This is a genomic window from Citromicrobium sp. JLT1363, assembly GCF_000186705.1.
GTDB lineage: Bacteria > Pseudomonadota > Alphaproteobacteria > Sphingomonadales > Sphingomonadaceae > Alteriqipengyuania.
Genome location: NZ_AEUE01000003.1, coordinates 19,741 through 41,503 on the forward strand (window position 1 = coordinate 19,741; position 21,763 = coordinate 41,503).

Genomic DNA, 21,763 nt, shown 5'->3' on the forward strand with positions numbered 1-21,763 from the left:
TCTCCACGACGCGTCTTCAAAGGGGTAGTCCATGAAGCTCAAGTATCTGCTGGCAGCTAGCGTTGTCAGCCTCTCCGCCGCTGCGATCGTCCCGGCCCCGCTGGCCGCGCAGGAAACCACCTCCGCCATCACCGGCGCGGTGACCGACGAAAGCGGCAACCCGATCCCCGGCGCGACCGTCGTCCTGACGGACGCGCGCACCGGACGCACCAGCACCTCCACCACTTCCAGCCAGGGCGCGTTCAACTTCCGCACGCTGGAAGTCGGCGGCCCCTACACCGTGGTCGTGAACGCCGCCGGTTATCAGGGTGAGCGCGTCGACGGCATCGCCATCAGCCTGTCCGATACGCGCGCCCTGCGCTTTGCGCTTGCGCAGGACGCCGCTGCCAGCGTCGGTGACGAAATCGTCGTGACCGCCGCCGCCGTCAGCACCCCCTCGCTGGCGCTTGGCCCGGGCAGCTCCTTCGGCCTCGACACGCTCGAAGAGCAGCCGACGATCAACCGCGACATCCGCGACGTGATCGCGCTGGACCCGCGCGTCACCTTCGACTCCGGCTTCCCGGACGACAACGGCGCCGTTTCCTGCCTCGGCGCGTCGGAGCGCAACAACTCGCTGACCATCGACGGCGTCCGCATCGACGACGGCTTCGGCCTCGGCAGCACGCCGTTCCCTTCGGAAGCGCAGCCCTTCCCGTTCGAAGCGCTGTCCTCCGTCTCGGTGGAATTCGCCCCGTTCGACGTTCAGTACGGCCTCTTCTCGGGTTGTAACATCAACGTCGTCACCAAGTCGGGTTCGAACGACTTCTTCGGCGGCGGCTACTTCTTCTACAACGACGACAGCCTGATCGGCGACACGGTCGACGGTCGCAACGTCAGCCTCGGCAAGTTCGAGACCAAGAAGTACGGCGGCTACCTCGGTGGCCCGATCGTCGAGGATCGCCTGTTCTTCTTCGTCAGCTACGACCGCGAAGACGGCTCGCGCGGTGAAGACGACGGCCCGCTGGGTTCGGGTGCGGCCAACGAAGCGCAGAACGTGACGCAGGCCGAAATCCAGCAGGTCCAGCAGATCCTGCAGAACGTGTACGGCTTCGATGCCGGCGACGTTGTCACCTCGCTGCCCAACAGCACCGAGCGCCTGTTTGCCCGTATCGACGCGAACATCTCCGATCGTCACCGCCTGGCATTCAGCTACGGCCTGACCCGCGAAGACTTCGTGAGCTCGGGCGAAGGTTCGAACGCACGCTTCGACGAGATCGCGCTGTCCTCGAACTTCTACCAGTCGGGCAACAAGATCGACAGCTACTCGGCCCGCCTGTTCTCCGACTGGACGGACAACTTCTCGACCGAGATCCGTCTGTCGCGTCTCGAAAACCGTGACGTTCAGGACAGCCTGGGTGGTACCGACTTCCAGCAGTTCGAGATCACGACCCCGTCGGGCGGCACGATCTTCATCGGCCCGGACCGGTTCCGTCAGCGCAACGATCTGGAAACCACGACCGATCAGGCCAAGATCGCGGCCTTCGCCACTGCGGGCAATCACTTCTTCACCATCGGTGCGGAATACGACCGCTTCGACGTGTTGAACCTTTTCGTCCAGGACGGCACCGGCACGGCCGAGTTCGACAGCTTTGCCGATCTTCAGGCCGGCACGCCGAGCGACTTCGTGATCCGCGTGCCCGTCAGCGGCAACATCGACGACGCGACTGCCCTGTTCGAGCGTGAGATCTACACGGTCTACGCACAGGACGAATGGCAGCTGACCCCGGACTTCCTGCTCCAGTTCGGCGTCCGCTACGACTTCTACAACGGCGACTCCAAGCCTGCCCCGAACCCCACCTTCCTGGCGCGTTACGGCTTCTCGAACCAGACCGGTTTCGACCAGCTCGATGTCGTCCAGCCGCGTGCGGGCTTCCGCTACGATGCGGGCGATCTGGGCCTCGGTGGTTACACCGTGTTCCGCGGCGGCGTCGGCATCTTCTCGGGTGGCGATCCGACCGTGCTGTTCGCCAACAGCTACACGAACAACGGCATCACGCTGGACGACGTGTTCCTGAACGAAATCCAGGCGGCCAACATCACAGACTTCCTGGGTGCGGGCGTTCAGCCCAATGTGCTGCCGCTGGCGGTTGCCGGGGATGGTGAAGTCAACGCCATCGATCCGGACTTCGAGATCCCGCGGGTTCTGCGTGCGAACTTCGGCGTCGAACACCAGTTCGATTTCGGCCCCACGCTGATGATCGATTACATCTACTCGAAGAACAACAACCCGCTGTTCGTGCAGGACCTCACGCTGGCACAGATCGGCACGGCGCCTGATGGCCGTCCGCTCTACCGTCAGGTCGATTTCCTCGATCCGGACTGCGCGGCCAACCCGGCAAGTGCGGCCTGTTCGGCACGTACCACCAGCGATTACCTGCTGACCAACGGCAAGGGTGGCCGCGGCCACGTCGCCAGCGTCAGCCTGCGTGACAGCTGGCCGCAGGGCGGCGCGTTCCTGGGCATCGGCGGTGACATCACGATCGGTTACTCCTACTCGGATGTGACCGAGATTCAGCCGCTGACCTCCAGCCGCGCGGTTTCGAACTTCGGCAACTTCTCGAAGATCGACGTGAACAACCCTGAAGCGAGCCGTTCGAACGCGTCGCGTTCGCACAACGCGCTGTTCCGCCTGAACCTCGAAAAGGACCTGTTCGGCGACAACACGACCGAGTTCACCTTCTTCCTGAAGTACCGGACCGGCCAGCCGTTCAGCTACAACTTCGATACGCCGGGTGCCTTCAACCCGTTCGGCGACTCGAACTCCTTCGAAGACCGCGTGCTGCTCTACGTCCCGGCTGTGAACGACCCGACGGTCACCTACGCACCGGGCTTCGACCTCGCGGCCTTCAACCAGTACCTCGCCGACAGCGGTCTGGACGAATACCGCGGTTCGATCGTTCCGCGGAACGCGTTCGACAGCGGAGACTACTGGGATCTGGACCTGCGCTTCAGCCAGGAACTGCCCGGCTTCTTCGGCAGCGATCGCTTCAAGCTGATCGTCGATGTCGAGAACGCGCTGAACCTGATCGACAGCAGCTGGAATACGCTGCGCGACGTGTCGTTCGAGTACAACGTGCCGATCGTGCAGACGCAGATCAACGGCGCGGGCCAGTACGAGTTCGTCAACTTCGTCGATCCGCGTAACGGCGACGAACTGGTTCCGCTCAGCACCAGCACCGGCCCGTCGGTGTGGCAGGTTCAGTTCGGTCTGCGCTACGAATTCTGATCGTAGCGGCTGAACAGCCGAATTCGAAAAAAGCGGCGGCCTCCCTCACGGGAGGTCGCCGTTTTTCGTTGGGGCGGCCGCCGCGGGTCGGTGGAACCGCCTGCCCGCGCGCAGAGTTTCGAAACCGATGGACGACGCGCGGGGATTTTCCGAGACCACGAACAGGCCGAGCTTTGCCGTGCTCGCAGGGATCGTCCTGCTGCATGTCGCGCTGTTCTACGGGCTGATTCGCGCGCTCGCGCCCGATCTGGTGACCGGCGAAAGCGTGACCGCAGTCTCTGCCTTCGACCTTGCCTCACCTCCGCCGCCACAGCCCACGCCAACCCCCACGCAAGACCCTGCCGAGAAAAGTGCCGCCGGCCCGCCAGAAGAAGCGGCCGGAGCGCAGGGCGATCCGGGAGAGCGGGCCACCGCCCGCGCGGTCACCGCGCCTCAGCCACCCATCCCGCTCCCCAGCCGCAGCGCGGCACCTCGCGCCGCCTCGACCGGGACGGCGAACGAATCGGGTGCGGCCGATAGCGGCGATGGCACGGGCGCGTCGGGCGATGGCGCTGGCACCGGCGCAGGTGGCCAGGGGCAGGGCGGCGGAGGGGGCGGCATCGCCGTCGAGCCTAGCCTCACCCGTTCGATCACCGACGTATCGGCCTTCCCGGTCCCGCCCGAAGGCCGCCGGGCGCGGGTCGGCAAACGTACGCTGGTGATGCTGGATGTCTCAGCCCGGGGGCGGGTGACCGGCTGCCGGGTCACACAGTCCAGCGGGTTTCCGGATACGGACGCGAAGGTGTGCGAACTGGCATACGAGCAGGTCCGCTTCGAACCTGCGCGCGATGCCGCGGGCAACCCCGTCGCTTCGCGCTTTCACTACCAGCAGAAGTTCTTCAACTAGTCTGCCGAGGCGGCCGCGCTCCGGAGAGCGCCGGCCAGGTCCGACTTGTCGTAAGGCTTCTTCAGCATGGCCAGCGCGCCAAGCTCTTCGAACTTGATTTCCTTCGCGCTGTAGCCCGTCGCCAGGACGAAGGGTACGCCCCGCCGGGAGAGTTCGCGGGCAACGGGCTCGCTCGATTCCTCGCCCAGATTGAAGTCGAGCACCGCGAATTCCGGACTGTCGTTCTCGATCGCTCTGAGGGCCTGCGTCACGCTGCCGCTGACGAGCACTTCCTCGACGCCCAGTTCGCGCAGCATCTCTTCGATATCCAGCGCGATGATCATGTTGTCTTCGATCAGCAGGACGCGCCGGGGGAGCTCGCCGGCACCCTCGGCATTCTCGGGTGTACCGTGGTCTACGTGGCTGACCATCTCGTGTTCCTCCTCAGCTTCCGTCAGGAAGCGGGCGGGCACGACAAATCGTGCGCGCAGACCGCTGACGGCAAATTCGACGTCGGCTTCGCCCTGCAACTCGTGCGGGATCGACTGTTCGATGATGGTGGTGCCGAAACCACGCCTTTCGGGCGCTCTCACCGGCGGGCCGCCCCGCTCCTTCCAGTGCAATTCGAGATCGCCGTTATCCAGCCGGTTGAGCCGGATGAGCAGGTCGCCCGAGTGATCCGAAAGGCTGCCGTACTTGGCCGAGTTGGTAATCATCTCGTGCAGCACCAGTGCCAGCACCGTATAGGCCTGGGGCGCAATGAGCACGTCGCTGCCCTCGACCGCGAGGCGCGAGGTCTTGGAGCCGAGATAGGCATCGGCCTCGTCCGCGATCAGTTTCTTGAGCGAGGTGGGGCCCCAGTTATCCTTCGTCAGGTTGTCGTGCGCGGCGGCGAGCGCGCCGATGCGTCCGCCAATCAGCTTGGTCAGCGTCACCGCGTCGCCCGCCTCGTGGCGGGACTGGTTCACCAGCCCGCGGATCAGGTTGAGGATGTTGCGCACCCGGTGGTTGAGTTCCGCAATCAGCAGGTCCTGCTGTTCGCTGGCCCGCTTGCGTTCCTGGGCGGCGGCATCGGTCAGCCGCAGGATCACCTCGATCAACGTGATCCGCAGGGTCTCGGCAAGGTCGAGTTCGGGCTGCGTCCAGTCCGCGCTGCGTCCCTCCACCGTCTGTTGCCAGGCGGCGAAGCTCTTGCGCGGGGAAATGCGCCCACCTTCGCCTTCGGTCGGCTTATCGGGATTTCCGGCCCAGGTGATGACCTGCTTGAGTTCCCGCCGCCACAGCACGAAGTAGTCGCGCGGCGATCGCGAAACCGGGATGATGAGCGCGCCCGCGGCGCGCTGTACGAAGCCGTGCGCCGCGTCGAACTCGCGCGCCAGTTCGGACGTGGCGAGAATGCGGCCCGCCGGCCCTGCTTGCAGCCCGGGAAGAATTGCGCGAAACTCGTCCTCGCTCGGCGCATGGCCGCTGGCGACATACTCGCCGTCGATGAAAATGCTCGCGCCGTCATGCGGGATGCTGTCGCCGATTGTCGCGCCGACCTGGGTCAGCGTGTCGCGCAGCGATGCGCCCCCTGCCAGCCGCGTCATCAGCCGTTCGTGCAGGTTCTGGCCCAACGCCCGGCGTGCGGTGCCCTGATCGTGCAGCGCCTTGTCCAGCGTAAGCGAGAACATCTGCGAAAAGACTTCCGCCGCCGTCCGGTTCGAGAACGGCAGGACACGCGGGCGATAGTGGTGGCAGGCGAACAGGCCCCACAGGCGGCCGCGCACGATGATCGAGATCGAAAGCGAGGCACGCACGCCCATGTTGCGCAGATATTCCAAGTGGATCGGGGAGACCGATCGCAGGGTCGAAAGGCTGAGATCGATCGGCTCGCCACCGAATTGCCTGCCTGGCACGATCGGCACCGGACTATCATTCACATTGCTGATGATCCGGAGCCGGTTGCGCAGGTACAGCTCGCGCGCCTGGCTGGGAATGTCGCTCTTCGGGTAGCGCAGGCCGGCATAGCTGTCGATCTCGCGCTCGCGGGCTTCCGCGATCACCTCACCCGAGCCGTCCGGATGGAACTGGTAGACCATCACCCGGTCGAATTCGAGCAGCGCCTTCAGCCTGCGCGCGGCGGCCTCGCACAGCTTGCCCACATCCTCGATCGCGTCGAGGCCCTTCATCATGGGGCGGATCGAGGCGACATGATTGGCGAAGCCGGCCGGATCGTGGCGTTCGAATTCCAGCACCAGCTGTCCGCCGCTGCGGTGGACGGAACAATCGAAACGCTCGCCCGCGCTCGCGTGGAGCGACAGCGCGAACACCCTTTCGGTATCGTCCGGCTCGACCAAGCCCTCGGCGGCGTTCTGCAGGGCGGACAGGGCTTCGCGCGGAAGCAGATCGTCCAGCAGCGCACCCTGCACAATCCCCTGGATGTTCAGGAATTCTGGGGCGTTCTGCGAAAAATGCGCGATGAAATTGTCGCTCGAGACGACCAGCATCGCGCCGAAGGGCTGGACATGGCCCAGCTGGTGGATCGGTTCGCGGTCGCAGCTTGTCAGATCGACCTGGTGTTCGGTGGCACTCATGCGTGGGCGACTGCCACTTGCCGGTCGGCCTCGGCCTGAAAATGGCCGAAGACGGCGGATGCCGTCCGTTCGGCACCCGGGTTGATGTCCGTCGTGGCGAGCAGCGGTCGCAGTGCCTTGAAGTAGGCAGGCATGGCGGTGTCGCGCAGGAACGCCATCGGCCAGCCGGCCGGTGCCCGGGCGGAAAGATCGCGTTCCATCATGGTGTTGCCGAGCGATGAACCTGCCAGCACCCAGGCCGCGCCAAGCCACGCGACAGGGCCTTCGTCGTCGAAGGCGAAAGGTGCATGCGCCTCGCCGCTTTCATGGCCCAGGGCAGACAGGTCGCTTTCCAGCAGCGCGTCTTGCGAAGGAGGTAGCCACTCGGGAGGACAGACCGAAGCAAGCCATTGCTCGACCCCGCGTCGCGCCTGCAGCTGCACGCGCAGGAAACAGGCGTATTCGCCCCGGTCGGCAAGGTCGAGCCGTCCGAGTGCTTCGTCGAGCGATTGGTGATCGTCTTGTGTGGCCGCGCGCAATCTCGCGCGCAGCGCGGGTGCATCAATGCACCTGGCCAACATTCGCGCGTTCCCTCTTAAAATTCTGAAACCTGTATTCCGCGCCACCATCGCGGAAAGCGTAAGCTAGATTTACCACCAGAGTTACGCAAGGTTCCCGCGTAAACCTTTATCAAGTCTGGCCTTTAAAAAGTTCAGTTTTTTCTGGATGGCCCGCTCAGCAGTTTGGCGCCCTTTTCCGACACTGCGCTGGCGATGAGCGGTTTGAAGAAAGACAGCATCGCTGGAAGATCGAGATCCACGATCACCTGCCGCTCTTCGATCGTGATCGTGGTTCGCACGGTCTGGCCCATCGCAGCCACGGTCAGCTTCATGCAGTCTTCAGTGGGCCATTCGGTGGTCATGTCCGTCACGCCGCCGGGCATGTGGGCAGGCAGTTCGTGCATGCGTTCGCGCAGGCGGCGGCGCACCTCCTCCTTCGGCAGATCGTGGGGGATGGGGACGCGCATCAGGAACCTGCCTGCTCTTGCGGCGCGCCGGCATCGTCCGCCGGACCAGAGCCCGCACCTTCGCCATAGCGGTAGCCGAGATAGCGGTGTTGCACGGCAAGATCGTCCAGCGCGCCATCTGCGATCTTGCGGTTGATCGCGTCGATCTCGCCGCTGATCTTGCCCAGGCCTTCGACCAGGCGCTGGTCCGCAGTCGCCCCGACATGTTCTTCACGCCTCATCGCGGGTGGGACGCGCGTATAGGACTGGACCATTTCGGGCAGCGTCTCGCCCACCAGTTCCCGAATATCGCGGATCGCATCATGGCCCGCGGGCGCGGTTTCGAGCTGCTGGCCGAGAATGTCGAGCTTCACGCCAAGGTCGTCCACCAGCTGTACCGCCGGGGCGGGCAGGGCGGGGCGCTGCTGTTCCAGCCACAATTCGGTCCGCGCGACCATCTGGCGCGGAGTGCCCTTGTTGAGGTCGCCGGCCTGCGGGACCGAGAGCCTGGGGAAATTGGCGAACAGAATCGCCGCGCCAAGCGCTGCGAAAAAGGCGACCACCAGCCCCCAGAAGCCGATCCCGCCAAGCACCGCCCCGGCAATCGCCATGGCGATCAGGATGGCGAGGACGGCGCCTGCGAACATTCCGCCACGCTTGGCCCACAGCTTCAGCTTCGCTTGGGCGGAGCCCTTGCCGATGGAGCGGACCATGCGATGGCGGCCGCCGTTGCGATTATCGTCTCGCAGGCGGCGGCCTTCGGAAATCAGGCGGTCGCTGTCTCGGGTAAGGTCATTCATCGCGCGGCCCTTACCCCTCCAGTTTCAGGAGCGATTCTTCGGAGGCGTCGAGCTGCGCCTGGGCTTGTGCCTGGCTTTCCGCGCGGGCGATGTATTCCTTCGATTTTTCGACCTCGCCGGAAAGCGTGTCGACCGTCTGCTTCATGGTGTCGAGCGCCTTGAGCTTGAAGGTGTCGACCTCGTCCATGGTCGCGTAGATGTTCTGGAAGGCGTTCTGCAGCGTCTGCATCGGGATCGTGCTGGCGGCGGCCTGTTCGTGAATCTTGCCGGTCTGTTCGCGCAGCAGCTTGCCGGTGGAATCGATGATGCCCGCCGTCGTGTCGTTCAGCGCAGTAATCTGCTTGAGGACGAGGCGTTGGTTGGTCATCGCCTCGGCCACGGTAACGGCGGTGCGCAGCGCGGAAACGGTGGTGGTGCTGGCGCGGTCCACGCCCTTCACCAGTTCGACATTGTTCTTCTTCACCAGATCGAGCGCGAGGTAGCCCTGCACGCTGACCGCCATCTGGGTGAGCAGGTCCTGCGTGCGCTGGCGGACATAGAACAGCGCGGTCTCGCGGATCGCCTTGGCTTTCTCCGGGTCGGTCGCGTCGAGTTCGTTGGCCTTTTCTTCCAGCTTCGCGTCGAGCGTCTTGGAGATGTGGATCATCTGTTCGAGGCTTCCCATCGCCTCCCACAGCTTCTGCCGCTCGACATCGATCGCAGCATTGTCCTTCTGCAATTCGGTACGGCCCGAATGCAGCTTGTCGAGGATCGACTGGATGTGGCCCTGCGCGCTCTGGTAGCTGCGGAAATAGCTCTTCAGGCTGTTGCGGAAGGGCAGCTTGGAAAGGATGCCGCTCTTCCCGCGCTTCGCCGGGTCCAGTTCCTCCACCGTGCTGCGCAGTTCGGCAAGGTTCGCGCCCACGCCCTGGTCGCGGTCCATCGCGCGGATCGGGCGGTCCAGGAAGCGGTTGGACATGCTGGACGCCGCCGCGATTTCCTTGCGGCCCATGTTGGAAATCTCATCGACCCGCTTGTTGAAGGCCGGCGACTGCGTGTCGTGCGCCAGCAGATCGGCGACGAAGCTGTCGACCTTCTGGTCCAGTTCGCTCTTCTTGCTGTCGTCGACCGGCACGAGGCCGACCGCCTTCTCGACATCCACAGCCGGGATCGGCTCGGGCGGAGTGAGATTGAGTTCGGTCGCGGTGGCGGTTTCGTTCTGCGTGGCCATTCTGGGCGGATGTCCTCTTTTCCGGCGCTTACTGTATTAGTTGCGCAAGACACGTGTTTCAAGCTTTGGCAGCTACCACTTTCCGCGATAACAGGCAGACATGCAAACTTCATCGCAGGCGCCTGCCGATCCGGGCGCCGAGGATTCTACGAACCGCCGTCGTATCGGGATCGACTACGTCGTCACCGCCTTCACCCGCTGGTGGACCATCGAGGTCGGCGGGACGGTCGATCAGGCAGCCGTGATCGAGAAACGGCGCGCAGAATGCGAATTGAGCGCGCGGTACCTGCTGATGACCTGCATGTCGGCCGGGATCGCCATCCTCGGCATGTTGCTGTCATCGCCTGCCGTCGTCATCGGCGCGATGCTGCTCTCGCCACTGATGGACCCGATCATGGGTGTCGGTTTCGCGCTGGCGATCGGGGATTCGAAATGGTTGAAGCGGGCGACGCGCTCGCTTGCGCTGGGTGTCGGCCTGGCCATCCTGTTCTGCGCCGCAATCGTGGTTTTCTCGCCCATCCAGACGGTGACGCCCGAAATCGCCTCGCGCACACAGCCCAATCTGTTCGACCTGATGGTGGCGATCTTCTCCGCGGTCGCGGGCGGGTATGCCGTGATCCGCGGGCGCGAGGGCACGATCGTGGGCGTTGCCATCGCAACCGCGTTGATGCCCCCGCTGGCCGCCGTGGGCTATGGCCTGGCCACGCTCAACTCCACGGTCTTCTCGGGCGCGCTCCTGCTGTTCGTCACCAACCTGACCGCCATCGCGCTCACCGCCACGGCGATGGCGCGCGGCTATGGCTTCAGCACCAGCCTGTCGGAAAAGCAGAGCCAGCTGCAGGCCTTCCTGATCTTCGGCGCGTTTGTTGCGCTGGCGGTGCCGCTGGGCCTGTCGCTCTACCGGATCGGGTGGGAAGCGAACACGACGCGTCAGATCAACACCATCGTGGTGGAAACCTTCGGCGGGCGGGCGCGCGTCTCCGATATCGTGCCCGACTACAGCAGCAAGCCGATCCGCGTCAGCGCTACCGTCCTTACCCCGCAGATCCTTGCCGATGCGGAGCGTCTGGCGGGTTCCGCGATGGCCGAGCGTCTGGGGCAGCCCGTCGATGTGTCGCTCACCCAATTGCGGGTCGGCACCAGTGCGCAGGCGGCCGAGGAGGCGGAACTCGCCAACGCCCGGGCGCAGGAAGCCCAGGCGGCCCAGCAGGCGCAATCGATTGCGGAGCGCCTGTCGATGCTGGCGGGTGTGCCGGAGGACGACGTGACCATCGACCGGCAGCGCAGGCGCGCGCTGGTAACGGCGCGACCGCTCGACGGGGCGAGCCTTGCGGCCTACCGCGAACTCGAAGGGCGGATCGACGCGACCGAGCCCGAATGGGATATCCGCATCGTCCCGCCGTTGCGCGCGCTTCCCGCGATTCCGCTCGACGAAGAGGGCGCGCCGACTGCCGAGGGGCGCCGCGCAATCGGCGTGGCCATATGGGCGCAGCGCCGAATCGCTATCCCGCTGCAGATTGCAGGAACGCAGGAGCAGACCCAGGCCGTGCGCGAAGCCTTTGCGGAAGCCGGGATCGACTTCGTGCAGGAGGAATCGGGCAACGGTCCGTCCGATGCCGTGGCACTGGCGTGGAGCGTGCCGGAGGGCTGAGACCCGCCCGGGACGCCGATCTACCCGGTGATCACGCCGCCAGCTTGTAGGGCTGAATCTCGCCGGAGAGGTAGAGGCGCTTGGCCTTCGCGCGGCTGAGCTTGCCGGAGGATGTGCGCGGCAGCGTGCGCGGGGGCACCAGTTCGACCACGCAATTCATGCCCGTGACCGACTGGACCTTCTCGCGAATCCGCTCGCGCAGGACGCGCCGCTCTTCCGGGTCCGAAACGCGGCAATGGACCAGCACTGCAGGCGCTTCCTCGCCATCGCCGTTTTCCACTGCGAAGGCGGCAATGTCGCCATGGTTGAAGCCGGGCAGCTGTTCCACGGCCCACTCGATATCCTGCGGCCAGTGGTTCTTGCCGTTGATGATGATCATGTCCTTCGCGCGGCCGACGATGAACAGGTAGCCATTGGCCATGTAGCCCATGTCGCCCGTGTCGAGCCAGGCACCCCCGCCATCGGTGCTGGGCAAGAGGCAGTCGTGGGTCGCTTCCTCGTTGCGGAAGTAGGAATGCATGATGCTGGGGCCGCGACACCAGACCTTGCCGATCTGGTGATCGGCCTTGATCTCGTCGTTCTCGCCCCGGATTTCGACTTCCATGTCGGGCAGGGGCTTCCCGCAATTGACGATCGCGCGATAGCGGGCAGGGCGGTTGAGGTTGGGGCGCGCGCCGGAAAGCCGCTCTTCCTCCACCAGTTCAACCCTGATGCCTTCGCCCGGCGGCATCACGGTGACCGCCAGCGTCGCCTCGGCAAGGCCGTAGCTGGGCGTGAAGGCGGATGCCTTGAAGCCTGCATCGGCAAAGGCATTGACGAAGTTCTGCATCACGTCGGGCCGGATCATGTCCGCCCCGTTGCCCGCCGTGCGCCAGCGCGACAGGTCGAACCGGTCGGCCACGCTTGACTGGCTGGATATGCGCCGCGCGCAGATATCGTATCCGAAGGTCGGCGAGTAGGAGAGCGTGTTGCCCTTGTTGCGGCTGATCAGGTCGAGCCAGGCGAGCGGCCTGCGCGCGAAATGTTCGGTCTTGAGGTAATCGACCGAAACCTGGTTGGCGATCAGGCTGAGGAAGCAGCCGACCAGCCCCATGTCGTGATACCACGGCAGCCAGCTTACACAGCGGTCGTTGGTGCCCAGGTCCATCGCGCTCGAATGACCGTACAGGTTGTGCAGCAGCGCCTTGTGCGTCACCGCCACCCCGGTTGGGAAGCGGGTCGAGCCGCTGGAATATTGCAGATAGCAGATATCTTCGGGCGATGCCTCGGGCAGGTCGGCCTCGGGCGCTTCGCGGGTTGCGAATTCCGCCCAGTCAATCGCGGTGCAATCGATCCGCTGCGCGGCAGCGCGCGTCATCTCGGCGATTTCGGGCGGGAACAGCAGGATCGCGGGGTCCGCGCTTTCCAGCTGGACCACCAGCTGGTCGATATAGCTTTCCTTCCCGCCGAAGGTGGTCGGCAGCGGCAGCGGCACGGGCCAGGCCCCGGCATAGATGCAGGCGCAGAACAGCGCTGCGAATTCCGGGCTGGTATCCGCGATCAGCGCCACACGGTCCTTCGGTCCGATGCCGGCGGCGACGAGTCGGCGGGCCATCGCCAGCGCGTCCTCTCGCATCTCGCGATAGGGATAGGCGCGCTCCAGCGTGCCGCGCATGTCGTGGAAGTTGAGGCCCTTCTCCGAAAGCGCAGCGTAGTCGATGGCTTCGTTGAAGGTGGCAAAATCGGCCCGGCGTCGCGGCAGTGCGCAATCATTGGGCGTCGGAAGAATCTGGCTGTCGTGCATAGGGGAGAGCGTAATCCTGTTAACCGCTTCTTGGCCGGCGTTCAGACCGTCGCCAGACGGAATCTGGCGGAGAACGTGGGCTTGGCGGGCGTTTTATCGATCACAATCGTCATTCCCGAAACGAGGGCGCTTCCAATCCTCAAGGAGTGTGGCATCATTATGACCCATGGGGGAAGACGAGGAGAGATCGCGGCGACGTCCCAAGTCGATACCGCCGCTCGACGAGGCATCAATGCGCGATCTGGCGCTGAGCTATGCCGGGCGCTATGCCACGACGCAAGCGAAGCTCAAGCACTATCTGAAGCGCAAGTTGCGCAGCAGGGGGTGGGCAGGCGAGGATGAACCTGCCGTTGATGCGCTGGTCGCCCGCCTCGCGGAACTGCGATATATCGACGACGAAGCCTTTGCCGAGGCGCGCACGCGCGACCTGCTGCGGCGCGGCTACGGCGCCCGCCGGGTCGCGCAGGCGCTGCATCACGCGGGTGTGGACCGCGAAGAGGTGGACATCCCCCCGCCGAGCGAGGCCGAAACGCGCGCCGCCGCGCTCTCCTTCGCGCGCAAGCGGCGACTCGGCCCCTTCGCATCGGAGCCGCCCGATCAGCGTACGCGAGAAAAGCAGCTTGCGGCGCTGGTGCGCGCGGGCCATGATTTCGACGCGGCGCGCGCTCTGATCGACGCCGCAAATGTGGAAGAAGCGGAAACATGGGCATCTGGCGCCGAAATCTGACCCTGCTTGCTGCGGCTGCCACCTGCGCGCTGGCCGCCTGCTCGCCTCAGGCGGCCACCGAATCGAACCAGGCCGCTTCTGCCGCACCGACCGCGCCGCAGGTCCACGCCGTTTCGGGTCTGGAGCTGATCCCGGTCACCGTGAAGAGCGACGATGCCGAGCATGAATTCGTCACCGAAGTGGCCCGCAGCCCGCAGGAACAGGCGCGCGGGCTGATGTTCCGCACCGAACTGGGGCCGAACGAAGCGATGATCTTCCCGCGCGAGGGAAATAGGGTCGCCAGCTTCTGGATGAAGAACACGCCGCTTCCGCTGGATATCATCTTCATCGGGCCGGATCGCCGGATCATCAATATCGCCGCGCAGACCACGCCCTATTCGCTGGAGAGCGTTACTGCCGAGGGGCCGACCGCTGCCGTGCTGGAAATTCCCGGCGGCCGGGCGGCAGAACTCGGGATCGGGCCGGGCGACCGGGTCGAATGGTAGCCCCCTGCGCAAAGCGGCTTGGCCCGGCACCGGCCTTGCGCTAGTCGGCATCCCGCAATGAACATCCTCGGCAAGATCTTCACCTGGTGGGACGGCGCCACCATCGGCACCTCCCTCTTCACCTCGCGCAAGGGCGAGCACGTGGGCACGGACGCGTTCGGCAACAAGTATTATCGCGCGAAGCCCGGCCGCAAGAACCTGCCGACCGCAGGCTCCTACACCGCAACAGAGCGGCGCTGGGTGATCTACGACGGCGCCAACGATGCCAGCCGCGTGCCGGCCGAATGGCACGGCTGGCTGCACGGCGCGGGCGAAGATGTGCCCGAAAGCAATCTTCCCCCGCCGCGCATCTGGGAAGCGGACTATTCCCCGAACGCCACCGGTTCCGCCGATGCCTACCTCCCCAGCGGCGCGCTGGAACGCGGTGGTCGCCGCGCGCGCGCAAGCGGCGATTACGAGGCCTGGGCACCGGGCGAATAATGGCCATGCGCGCGCCCATCGCCATGCTCGCAGCCATGCTGGTGCTTTGGGGCTGCGACAATGATCAGCCCGAGCCGACCGCGGTGGAAACCGAGGTTCCCGACGAGCTGAGCAAGCGTGGCGCCGCACAAGGCACGGAAGACGCAGACGCGGTTGGCACTCCCATGGCGGAGCGCGTTGCCACGATCGGCCTGCTCAACAAGCGCAACAATGTCAGCCGCGATTTCGAGATGTCGCCGGGCGATGCGACCCGGGTGGGCGATGTCGTGATTCGCATGGAAGCCTGCGAGAAGACCGCGCCCTGGGAAATGCCCCAGGAAGAAGGCGCCTTCGTTCAGGTCTTCGTGCGCGAACGCCGGGGCAACGAGTCGGAGCCGAGCTGGAACAAGGTGTTCTCCGGCTGGCTGTTCCGCAACTCGCCCAGCCTCAATGTCGTCGAACACCCGATCTACGACGTCTGGGTCAAGGAATGCGCGATGAGCTTCCCGGGAGAGGAAGAGGAATCCTGAGCTTCCCGTTCGACCTCCGCGAGCGACTGCGGAAGGGTTAGCCGCTGCGCGCCGCGCGCATTCTCCAGCCGATCCAGATATTCGCTTTGCGGAATGGGAATTGCACCCAGCGAGGCGAGATGCCCGGTCATGAACTGGCAGTCGAACAGCACGCCCCCGGCGCGTTGCAGCAGCGCCAGCAGCCAGGCCAGCGCCACCTTCGACGCGTCGCGGCGGCGACTGAACATGCTCTCGCCGCAGAACACCTGGTCGAAGGCGACGCCGTACACGCCGCCAACCAGTTCGGTACCCTGCCAGCATTCGATCGAATGCGCGTGGCCGACTTCATGCAGCCGCTGGTAGCTCGCAGCGATTCTTCCGCTGATCCAGGTCCCTTCGCCATCGCCCCGCGGAGCCGCGCATTCGAGCACGGTGCCTGCAAAATCGCTGTCCACGCGGATCGTGAAGACCTCGCGCCTGATCGTGCGGGCGAGCGAGCGTGAGCAGTGAAATCCGCCGATGGGAATGATGGCGCGCTCGCGCGGTTCGACCCAGAAGATATCCTGGTCGCTGCGGCTTTCGGCCATGGGGAACAGCCCCTGCCGGTAGGCGGAGAGCAGGATCGGGGGCGGAACGATAGGCAGCATGCTGCCCACAGGTCTAGCACGGGGCGTCATGCGACCGCCACGCTTTCGGCAAATTCGGCCCGGCGCCGTTCGTCTGCCCGCGCTGCGAAGCCCTCTTGTGAACCGCGCTTGCCGTGGAACACCCCCTGGGGGCCTCGCGCGGGGCGGTTCGCGCAACACCGTGTGGGGGCGGGGGAGTGCGCCATCAGCGCTTGCAAAGCCGCGCCCCGCGCCTTAGAGCGCGCTTCCGCCTGCAGGGGTGTAGCTCAGTTGGTAGAGCATCGGTCTCCAAAACCGAGGGTCATGGGTTCGAGTCCCTTCGCCCCTGCCATTTCTTCCGAATGGTCCAGGATCCTGTCGGCGCTTCGGACTGCGATCGGTTTCGCGGCGGGGTGCGGACCACCGCGCTGGACATCAACACCATCTGGCCGCTCTTCAAAGACGGGTGAGGTCTTCAAGCGCGCATCCTGGCGCAGGGTGAAGTGCGCCCGGTCGACGGCAAGCCATGCGCGAGCGCCATTGCCGGTTTCGCAAGCCTTCTCTCAGGTGACCGCCCGATCCGAAAACCGCAGGTCGCCCGTGGGGGAGCTCGCTCGCCGCTTTTCTCCGGCTAGCCGTTCGGCGCCGGCTCGTGATCCGGCGCATCCTCGCCATGAATCGTCATCAGTGACTTGGCGAAGTCCTGCTCGCGGCTTGCGCAGATGCCCAGCACATGCGCTTCGTCGCATCCCTCGGCCACCACGTATGCATGGCCCATATCGGAATCGATGTAGATTCCCTCGCCCTTTTCCAGCGTGACCGAATCGTAGAATTCGGTGTGCACGACGATGCTGCCTTCGATGACGTGGATATATTCCTCGCCCGAATGGCGCACGAGCTTGCCGAATTCCTCGACCGTGCGCGCCCGGATCGTCGTCACGATCGGGATCATGCGTTTGTTCCGCAATTCGGGGCACATGTAATAATAGTCGTAGTTGTCGGTCGTTACGCGAACCGCGCGGTCGAGCCGTCCGATGCTGCGACGTGCCGTGATCGAGCGCTCGTCACGCTCCTCTGGTTCGGCAAACAGTTCCGACAGGCGAATCCCCAACCGCTGGCTGAGCTGCAGCAGCTTGTCGTAGGTCAGCGTGAGCCGGTCGTGCTCCACCTTCGACAATGTCGAAACCGGGATGCCGCTCTCCGCACTCATCTGCTTGAGAGTCCAGCCGTTGCGCTTTCGAAGACTGCGCATGAGGCTGCCGAGGGTCTGATGCTCATCCGTCACAAGCGTCCGCTCCGCAAACCCCGATTTGACAATTTTCTAATTAGGATCATTATGTCCTGATCACGCCATTTGGTCTTCGCCCAAGCTAGCGGCGAAGCCGGATCGAAGCAACAAGCCGCACGGGCGGGGGGAAACCATGCGTTTGAAGAAAGAGATGCTCGCAGCGATCGCAGCGATGGGTGCGTTCCTACTCTGGATCGGGGGGAGCAGCTTCGCGCAGACGCCCGAAGCCGATCTGCCGACCACATCCGAGGCCGAAGCTGCCGCCACCGACAGCACAGGCAGCGGGGCGGACGGCGCACAACAACTCACGAAAACCGATCTCGATACCTGGCTCGACGGCTTCATGCCCTATGCGCTGGGCGACGGCGATATCGCGGGCGCGGTGGTCGTGGTGGTCAAGGATGGGGAGATCCTGACCCAGCGGGGCTTCGGGCTCGCCGATGTGGAGAGCCGGACCCCGGTCGATCCCGAGCGCACGCTGTTCCGCCCCGGATCGGTTTCGAAACTGGTGACCTGGACTGCGGTGATGCAGCAGGTCGAACAGGGGCGCATCGATCTCGACGCGGACGTGAACCAGTACCTCGATTTAACGATTCCCGAGCGCAACGGCGAACCGGTCACGATGCGCCAGCTGATGACCCATACTGCGGGCTTCGAAGAGCAGATCAAGGACCTCATCGGTCACGATCGCGATGCGATTCCGCCGTATGACGAACTGCTGAAGCAGTGGGTGCCGGAACGCATCTTCGACGCGGGCGAAACGCCGGCCTATTCGAACTACGGCACCTCGCTCGCCGGATATATCGTCGAGCGCGTCTCGGGCGAGCCATTCGACGATTATGTCGAACGGCACATCTTCGATCCGCTGAGCATGGAGGATTCGACCTTCCGCCAGCCCGTGCCGGAAAACATGCGTGGCAATCTCGCCACGGGCTACGGCAAGGCGTCGGGCGAGCCGATCCCGTTCGAGATCGTCGGCCCGGCTCCGGCCGGATCGCTGACCTCTACCGGGACCGACATGGCGCGGTTCATGATGGCGCACCTCAATGGCGGCGAACTCGACGGCAACCGCATCCTGCAAGCCGATACCGCGCGCGAGATGCATACCAGCGCGACCGACATGATCCCCGGGCTGGACCGGATGCTGCTCGGCTTCTTCGAAACCGACATCAACGGCCAGGACGTGATCGCACACCTCGGCGACACCGAGGGCTTTCATACCTCGCTCCACCTGTTCCTCGACGAAGGTGTGGGCCTCTATGCGTCGTTCAACAGCGGCGGCGAGGCGGGCGCGGTCAATGGCGTGCGGATCAACCTGTTCACCGAGTTCGCCGATCGTTACTTCCCCGGCCAGCCGGAAACGCGCCGCGTCGATCCTGAAACCGCCAAGGAGCATGCGCAGATGCTGGCGGGCAACTGGATGCCATCGCGCCGCGCGGATTCCACCTTCCTCAATCTGACCCAGCTGCTCGGCCAGACGACCGTGGGCGTGGACGCGGACGGCGACCTCGTGCTGCCGCCGGGCATGGGCCTCACCGGGCGCCCGGCCAATTGGGTCGAGGTTGAGCCGTTCCTGTGGGAGGACCTCAACAGCCACCAGAAGCTGGGTGCCGAGGTTGTCGATGGGGAGGTGACGCGCTTCAGCCTGTCGATCATGTCTGCTTTCACGGTGTTCGAGCGGGCGCCGTGGTACAAGGATTCCTCGCTGCTGATGCCGCTGCTTTACGCGAGCCTTCTCATCCTGCTGCTCACGGCGCTGCTCTGGCCGACGCGCGCCCTGGTAAGGCGGCACTATTCTGGCACGCTGGGATACGAGGGGCGCGAGCTGCTCGGCTATCGCCTGTCGCGGATTGCCGCGCTGGCCATCCTCCTGGTGCTTGTCGGATGGGCCGTCACGATCACCCTGATGTTCGGCGACCTGACCAATCTCGGCGGGGCGTTCGATGCGATCGTCATCGCCTTGCAGATCGCCACCATCGTCGTGTTCTTCGGCGGGCTGGGCATCTTCTGCTGGTATCTGTGGCAGGTCTGGACGGGCAAGCGGGCATGGACCGCCAAGGTCTGGAGCGTCCTGCTGGTGCTCGCTGGCGTGGTGATAGTGTTGGTGGGTCTCGCCTTCCACCTGATCGGGTTCGGGACCAGCTACTGATGCCGGCCCTGAAGCTGGAGGCGCGGCGCGAGACGCTGCGCCTCGCCGCACCGTTTCGCATTTCGGGCCATGTCTTCGAAAACTGCGATGTGATCGTGGCGACACTCTCCGACGGCGTTCACGAGGGGCGCGGGGAGGGCGGCGGCGTCTATTATCTGGGCGACGATGCGGATCACATGCTGGCCGAGATCGAGGCCGCGCGCGGCGTCATCGAAGCCGGGATCGATCGCGAGGCCCTGCTGGAAGCGATGCCTGCCGGGGGTGGCCGCAACGCCATCGACTGCGCCTTGTGGGAACTGGAGGCGCGCCGGAAGGCCGTGCCGACATGGCAGCTGGCAGGCCTCGCCCAGGCGCTACCGGTCGTCACGACCTTCACGCTCGGGGCGGACACGCCGGAGGCGATGGCGGCCGGGGCCGTCCGTTACTGCGATGCGAAGGCCATCAAGATCAAGCTGACGGGCGATCTCGATCTCGACATTGCGCGCGTGCGCGCGATCCGGGAGGCGCGCGGCGACGTCTGGCTGATGGTCGACGCGAACCAGGGTTTTGCGGTCGGGGAGCTGGACCCGCTCGTCTCGGCACTCGTCGACTGCAGGGTATCGCTGCTCGAACAGCCGCTGGCGCGTGGTAGCGAAGGCGACCTGGAGGGGTTCGAGTCCCCGATTCCGCTCGCTGCCGACGAAAGCGCGCTGACCAGTGCCGACGTCGAAGCGCTGGCAGGCAGGTTCTCCGTCTTCAACATCAAGCTCGACAAGTGCGGCGGGCTGACCGAAGCGTTGAGGATCGCGCATCTGTGCCGAGAGCACGGGCTGCAGGTAATGGTCGGCAACATGGTCGGCTCAAGCCTCGCCATGGCGCCCGCCTATATCTTGGCCCAGCTGTGCGATTACGTCGATCTGGACGGACCCACCTTCCTCGCGAAGGACCGCGAACCGTCGCTGCGTTATGAAGACGGCATGGTCAGCTGCGGCCAGGACGTGTGGGGCTACGTCGCGTGACGACAACCCTGGTTCCGGGTGGCGAGAAGACCTGGTTCGGCCAGCCGCGCGGCCTGACCGTCCTGTTCCTCACCAACATGTGGGAGCAGTTCTCCTATTACGGCATGCGCGCGCTGCTCGTCTATTACATGACGCTGGAGCTGCTGATCGAGCAGGGCATGTCGTCCTACATCTACGGCACCTACACCGCGCTCGCCTATTTCACGCCGATCTTCGGCGGGATCATCGCAGACCGCTGGCTGGGCAAGCGGCGCGCGGTCATCCTTGGCGGCACGATCATGGCGCTGGGCCACTTCCTGATGGCCTTCGAGCCGATGCTCTACATTGCGCTGGGCACGATTGCGCTGGGGAACGGATTCTTCCTTCCCAGCCTGCCGAGCCAGATCAACGATCTCTATGCCGCGGACGACCCGCGCAGGCCGTGGGCCTATAATATCTATTATGTCGGCGTGAATATCGGCGGGTTTCTCGCGCCCCTGATCTGCGGAACGCTGGGGGAATTCTACGGCTGGCACTACGGTTTCGGTGCCGCCGGTATCGGGATGGTCATCGGCCTGACGATCTACCTGCTCGGCGGGAAATACCTGCCGCCCGAGACCCGCGAGCCAGCCCCTGTCGAAGCGGACGAGGGCGGAACCTGGCAGGGATTCGACCGGGCAACCCTGATGCTGCTGGGGGCGCTGCTGCTCGCTGTCACGCTGTTTCGCAGCGCCTACGAACAGGTGGGCAACACGGTTGCGCTCTGGGCGAACGAGGGTGTGGACCGCACCGCGTTCGCCTTCGAAATCCCGATGACCTGGTTCCAGTCGCTCAATCCGATGATCGTGATCCTGCTCACTCCCTTCCTGCTCGCGCGCTGGCGACGGCAGGCGGAGGCGGGAACGGAACATTCGCCGCTCCAGAAGATGGCGATCGGCGCGCTGGTCGTCGCGTGCGCCTACGTGCTGCTCGCGTTCGCTGCCGCGATCCAGCAGGACGGGCAGGCCAGCTGGATATGGCTGGTCGCGTTCTTCGTGATCCTGACCACGGGCGAGCTTTACATCCTCCCCAACGGTCTCGGCATTTTCGCGCGGCTCGCCCCGCAGCGCCTCGGAGCGAGCACCGTAGCCAGCTGGTTCTTCGCGATCTTCACCGGCAGCCTCGCCGGTGGTTTGGTCGGGAGCTTCTGGAGCGACCTGACCCCTGCGATCTATTTCGGCCTCCTGGCCGGCATCGCGATTGCTGCAGCGATCGTCCTGCGGTCGCTGGACGCGCCTGCGAGGCGGGTTTTTGCCGCCAGGTTCGGATCGGATGAGAGGATTTCGGACACGAAGGGCCAGCCGGGCGCCGATATTTGACATTTCTCTTTCAAGGACATTATTGTCCTGATTAGAAAATAACATCCTGTCGAGTCGGAGTTGTTTCGACT

The 21,763-nt window shown here is 64.9% G+C and carries 18 protein-coding genes and 1 tRNA gene; 11 read left to right on the forward strand and 8 right to left on the reverse strand.

All coding sequences use genetic code 11. The annotated features are described in order from the left end of the window. Positions 1-31 precede the first annotated feature (31 nt). The gene (locus ADAD_RS0104610) at positions 32-3,265 is read left to right on the forward strand and encodes a TonB-dependent receptor (RefSeq protein ID WP_010410285.1); all 3,234 of its coding nucleotides are present in this window, start codon (positions 32-34) and stop codon (positions 3,263-3,265) included. A 127-nt stretch (positions 3,266-3,392) separates the two neighbouring features. Next, positions 3,393-4,151, forward strand: a complete 759-nt coding sequence (locus ADAD_RS0104615; RefSeq protein ID WP_010410289.1) for an energy transducer TonB — start codon at positions 3,393-3,395, stop codon at positions 4,149-4,151. On the opposite strand, the gene ADAD_RS0104620 is transcribed toward ADAD_RS0104615, so the two are convergent. The 5 genes from ADAD_RS0104620 to ADAD_RS0104640 all read right to left on the reverse strand — a co-directional run bounded on the left by ADAD_RS0104620 (position 4,148) and on the right by ADAD_RS0104640 (position 9,701). Then, positions 4,148-6,706 carry an HWE histidine kinase domain-containing protein gene (locus tag ADAD_RS0104620; protein WP_010410292.1) on the reverse strand — a complete coding sequence of 853 codons (2,559 nt, stop codon included), beginning with the start codon at positions 6,704-6,706 and terminating at the stop codon, positions 4,148-4,150. The genes ADAD_RS0104615 and ADAD_RS0104620 overlap by 4 nt on opposite strands. Further along, positions 6,703-7,266 carry a biliverdin-producing heme oxygenase gene (locus ADAD_RS0104625; protein WP_010410297.1) on the reverse strand — a complete coding sequence of 188 codons (564 nt, stop codon included), beginning with the start codon at positions 7,264-7,266 and terminating at the stop codon, positions 6,703-6,705. Before ADAD_RS0104625 ends, ADAD_RS0104620 begins: the two co-directional genes overlap by 4 nt. A gap of 131 nt (positions 7,267-7,397) precedes the next feature. After that, on the reverse strand, positions 7,398-7,712 hold the full coding sequence (locus tag ADAD_RS0104630) for a polyhydroxyalkanoic acid system family protein (protein WP_010410299.1): 315 nt from the start codon (positions 7,710-7,712) through the stop codon (positions 7,398-7,400). Beyond that, the gene (locus ADAD_RS0104635; RefSeq protein WP_010410302.1) at positions 7,712-8,491 is read right to left on the reverse strand and encodes a hypothetical protein; all 780 of its coding nucleotides are present in this window, start codon (positions 8,489-8,491) and stop codon (positions 7,712-7,714) included. Before ADAD_RS0104635 ends, ADAD_RS0104630 begins: the two co-directional genes overlap by 1 nt. A gap of 10 nt (positions 8,492-8,501) precedes the next feature. Next, a complete protein-coding gene (locus ADAD_RS0104640) occupies positions 8,502-9,701 on the reverse strand; it encodes a toxic anion resistance protein (RefSeq protein ID WP_010410304.1) in 1,200 nt (399 codons plus the stop codon). Positions 9,702-9,801: 100 nt separating this feature from the next. On the opposite strand from ADAD_RS0104640, the gene ADAD_RS0104645 reads away from it, so the two are divergent. Beyond that, positions 9,802-11,352, forward strand: a complete 1,551-nt coding sequence (locus ADAD_RS0104645) for a TIGR00341 family protein (protein WP_010410306.1) — start codon at positions 9,802-9,804, stop codon at positions 11,350-11,352. A gap of 31 nt (positions 11,353-11,383) precedes the next feature. Here ADAD_RS0104645 and ADAD_RS0104650 read toward each other — a convergent pair whose 3' ends face one another. Then, the gene (locus tag ADAD_RS0104650) at positions 11,384-13,135 is read right to left on the reverse strand and encodes a fatty acyl-AMP ligase (RefSeq protein WP_010410309.1); all 1,752 of its coding nucleotides are present in this window, start codon (positions 13,133-13,135) and stop codon (positions 11,384-11,386) included. Positions 13,136-13,367: 232 nt separating this feature from the next. Here ADAD_RS0104650 and ADAD_RS0104655 point away from each other — a divergent pair, with 232 nt between their 5' ends. The 4 genes from ADAD_RS0104655 to ADAD_RS0104670 are packed head-to-tail and all read left to right on the forward strand — an operon-like array spanning position 13,368 to position 15,336. Beyond that, complete coding sequence (locus ADAD_RS0104655; protein WP_010410311.1) at positions 13,368-13,862, forward strand: regulatory protein RecX; 495 nt, start codon at positions 13,368-13,370, stop codon at positions 13,860-13,862. Further along, entirely contained in the window at positions 13,838-14,347 is a 510-nt protein-coding gene (locus tag ADAD_RS0104660) for a DUF192 domain-containing protein (RefSeq protein ID WP_010410316.1), read from the forward strand. The genes ADAD_RS0104655 and ADAD_RS0104660 overlap by 25 nt, the downstream gene beginning before the upstream one ends. Before the next feature lie 57 nt (positions 14,348-14,404). Next, positions 14,405-14,827 (forward strand): NADH:ubiquinone oxidoreductase subunit NDUFA12, encoded by a 423-nt coding sequence (locus ADAD_RS0104665; protein WP_010410320.1) that lies wholly within the window; start codon positions 14,405-14,407, stop codon positions 14,825-14,827. A gap of 5 nt (positions 14,828-14,832) precedes the next feature. Further along, positions 14,833-15,336, forward strand: coding sequence for a DUF2155 domain-containing protein (locus ADAD_RS0104670; RefSeq protein WP_029139913.1), 504 nt, complete (start codon positions 14,833-14,835; stop codon positions 15,334-15,336). Here ADAD_RS0104670 and aat read toward each other — a convergent pair. After that, on the reverse strand, positions 15,276-15,962 hold the full coding sequence (gene aat / locus ADAD_RS0104675) for a leucyl/phenylalanyl-tRNA--protein transferase (protein ID WP_010410325.1): 687 nt from the start codon (positions 15,960-15,962) through the stop codon (positions 15,276-15,278). The two genes, ADAD_RS0104670 and aat, sit on opposite strands and share 61 nt — an antisense overlap. A gap of 234 nt (positions 15,963-16,196) precedes the next feature. Between aat and ADAD_RS0104680 the strand changes: the two genes are divergently transcribed. Continuing rightward, a tRNA-Trp gene (locus ADAD_RS0104680) sits at positions 16,197-16,272 on the forward strand. Between the two features lie 279 nt (positions 16,273-16,551). On the opposite strand, the gene ADAD_RS0104690 is transcribed toward ADAD_RS0104680, so the two are convergent. Beyond that, positions 16,552-17,172, reverse strand: a complete 621-nt coding sequence (locus tag ADAD_RS0104690) for a helix-turn-helix domain-containing protein (protein WP_050803708.1) — start codon at positions 17,170-17,172, stop codon at positions 16,552-16,554. A 169-nt stretch (positions 17,173-17,341) separates the two neighbouring features. Here ADAD_RS0104690 and ADAD_RS0104695 point away from each other — a divergent pair, with 169 nt between their 5' ends. From ADAD_RS0104695 to ADAD_RS15545, 3 genes are read left to right on the forward strand one after another with little or no spacing between them, the layout of a single operon-like run. Further along, positions 17,342-19,357: a serine hydrolase gene (locus ADAD_RS0104695; protein ID WP_029139914.1), complete on the forward strand. Its 2,016-nt coding sequence runs from the start codon at positions 17,342-17,344 to the stop codon at positions 19,355-19,357. Then, complete coding sequence (locus ADAD_RS0104700) at positions 19,357-20,355, forward strand: dipeptide epimerase (protein ID WP_010410334.1); 999 nt, start codon at positions 19,357-19,359, stop codon at positions 20,353-20,355. The genes ADAD_RS0104695 and ADAD_RS0104700 overlap by 1 nt, the downstream gene beginning before the upstream one ends. Continuing rightward, the gene (locus tag ADAD_RS15545; protein WP_010410336.1) at positions 20,352-21,692 is read left to right on the forward strand and encodes a peptide MFS transporter; all 1,341 of its coding nucleotides are present in this window, start codon (positions 20,352-20,354) and stop codon (positions 21,690-21,692) included. The genes ADAD_RS0104700 and ADAD_RS15545 overlap by 4 nt, the downstream gene beginning before the upstream one ends. The last annotated feature ends 71 nt before the right edge of the window (positions 21,693-21,763 follow it).

What these genes read in the sequence shown, in the direction of transcription:
- ADAD_RS0104610 (WP_010410285.1), top strand. Translation starts at nt 32, where the DNA reads ATGAAGCTCAAGTATCTGCTGGCAGCTAGCGTTGTCAGCCTCTCCGCC.
- ADAD_RS0104615 (WP_010410289.1), top strand. Translation starts at nt 3,393, where the DNA reads ATGGACGACGCGCGGGGATTTTCCGAGACCACGAACAGGCCGAGCTTT.
- ADAD_RS0104620 (WP_010410292.1), bottom strand. Translation starts at nt 6,706, where the DNA reads ATGAGTGCCACCGAACACCAGGTCGATCTGACAAGCTGCGACCGCGAA.
- ADAD_RS0104625 (WP_010410297.1), bottom strand. Translation starts at nt 7,266, where the DNA reads ATGTTGGCCAGGTGCATTGATGCACCCGCGCTGCGCGCGAGATTGCGC.
- ADAD_RS0104630 (WP_010410299.1), bottom strand. Translation starts at nt 7,712, where the DNA reads ATGCGCGTCCCCATCCCCCACGATCTGCCGAAGGAGGAGGTGCGCCGC.
- ADAD_RS0104635 (WP_010410302.1), bottom strand. Translation starts at nt 8,491, where the DNA reads ATGAATGACCTTACCCGAGACAGCGACCGCCTGATTTCCGAAGGCCGC.
- ADAD_RS0104640 (WP_010410304.1), bottom strand. Translation starts at nt 9,701, where the DNA reads ATGGCCACGCAGAACGAAACCGCCACCGCGACCGAACTCAATCTCACT.
- ADAD_RS0104645 (WP_010410306.1), top strand. Translation starts at nt 9,802, where the DNA reads ATGCAAACTTCATCGCAGGCGCCTGCCGATCCGGGCGCCGAGGATTCT.
- ADAD_RS0104650 (WP_010410309.1), bottom strand. Translation starts at nt 13,135, where the DNA reads ATGCACGACAGCCAGATTCTTCCGACGCCCAATGATTGCGCACTGCCG.
- ADAD_RS0104655 (WP_010410311.1), top strand. Translation starts at nt 13,368, where the DNA reads ATGCGCGATCTGGCGCTGAGCTATGCCGGGCGCTATGCCACGACGCAA.
- ADAD_RS0104660 (WP_010410316.1), top strand. Translation starts at nt 13,838, where the DNA reads ATGGGCATCTGGCGCCGAAATCTGACCCTGCTTGCTGCGGCTGCCACC.
- ADAD_RS0104665 (WP_010410320.1), top strand. Translation starts at nt 14,405, where the DNA reads ATGAACATCCTCGGCAAGATCTTCACCTGGTGGGACGGCGCCACCATC.
- ADAD_RS0104670 (WP_029139913.1), top strand. Translation starts at nt 14,833, where the DNA reads ATGCGCGCGCCCATCGCCATGCTCGCAGCCATGCTGGTGCTTTGGGGC.
- aat (WP_010410325.1), bottom strand. Translation starts at nt 15,962, where the DNA reads ATGCTGCCTATCGTTCCGCCCCCGATCCTGCTCTCCGCCTACCGGCAG.
- ADAD_RS0104690 (WP_050803708.1), bottom strand. Translation starts at nt 17,172, where the DNA reads ATGCGCAGTCTTCGAAAGCGCAACGGCTGGACTCTCAAGCAGATGAGT.
- ADAD_RS0104695 (WP_029139914.1), top strand. Translation starts at nt 17,342, where the DNA reads ATGCGTTTGAAGAAAGAGATGCTCGCAGCGATCGCAGCGATGGGTGCG.
- ADAD_RS0104700 (WP_010410334.1), top strand. Translation starts at nt 19,357, where the DNA reads ATGCCGGCCCTGAAGCTGGAGGCGCGGCGCGAGACGCTGCGCCTCGCC.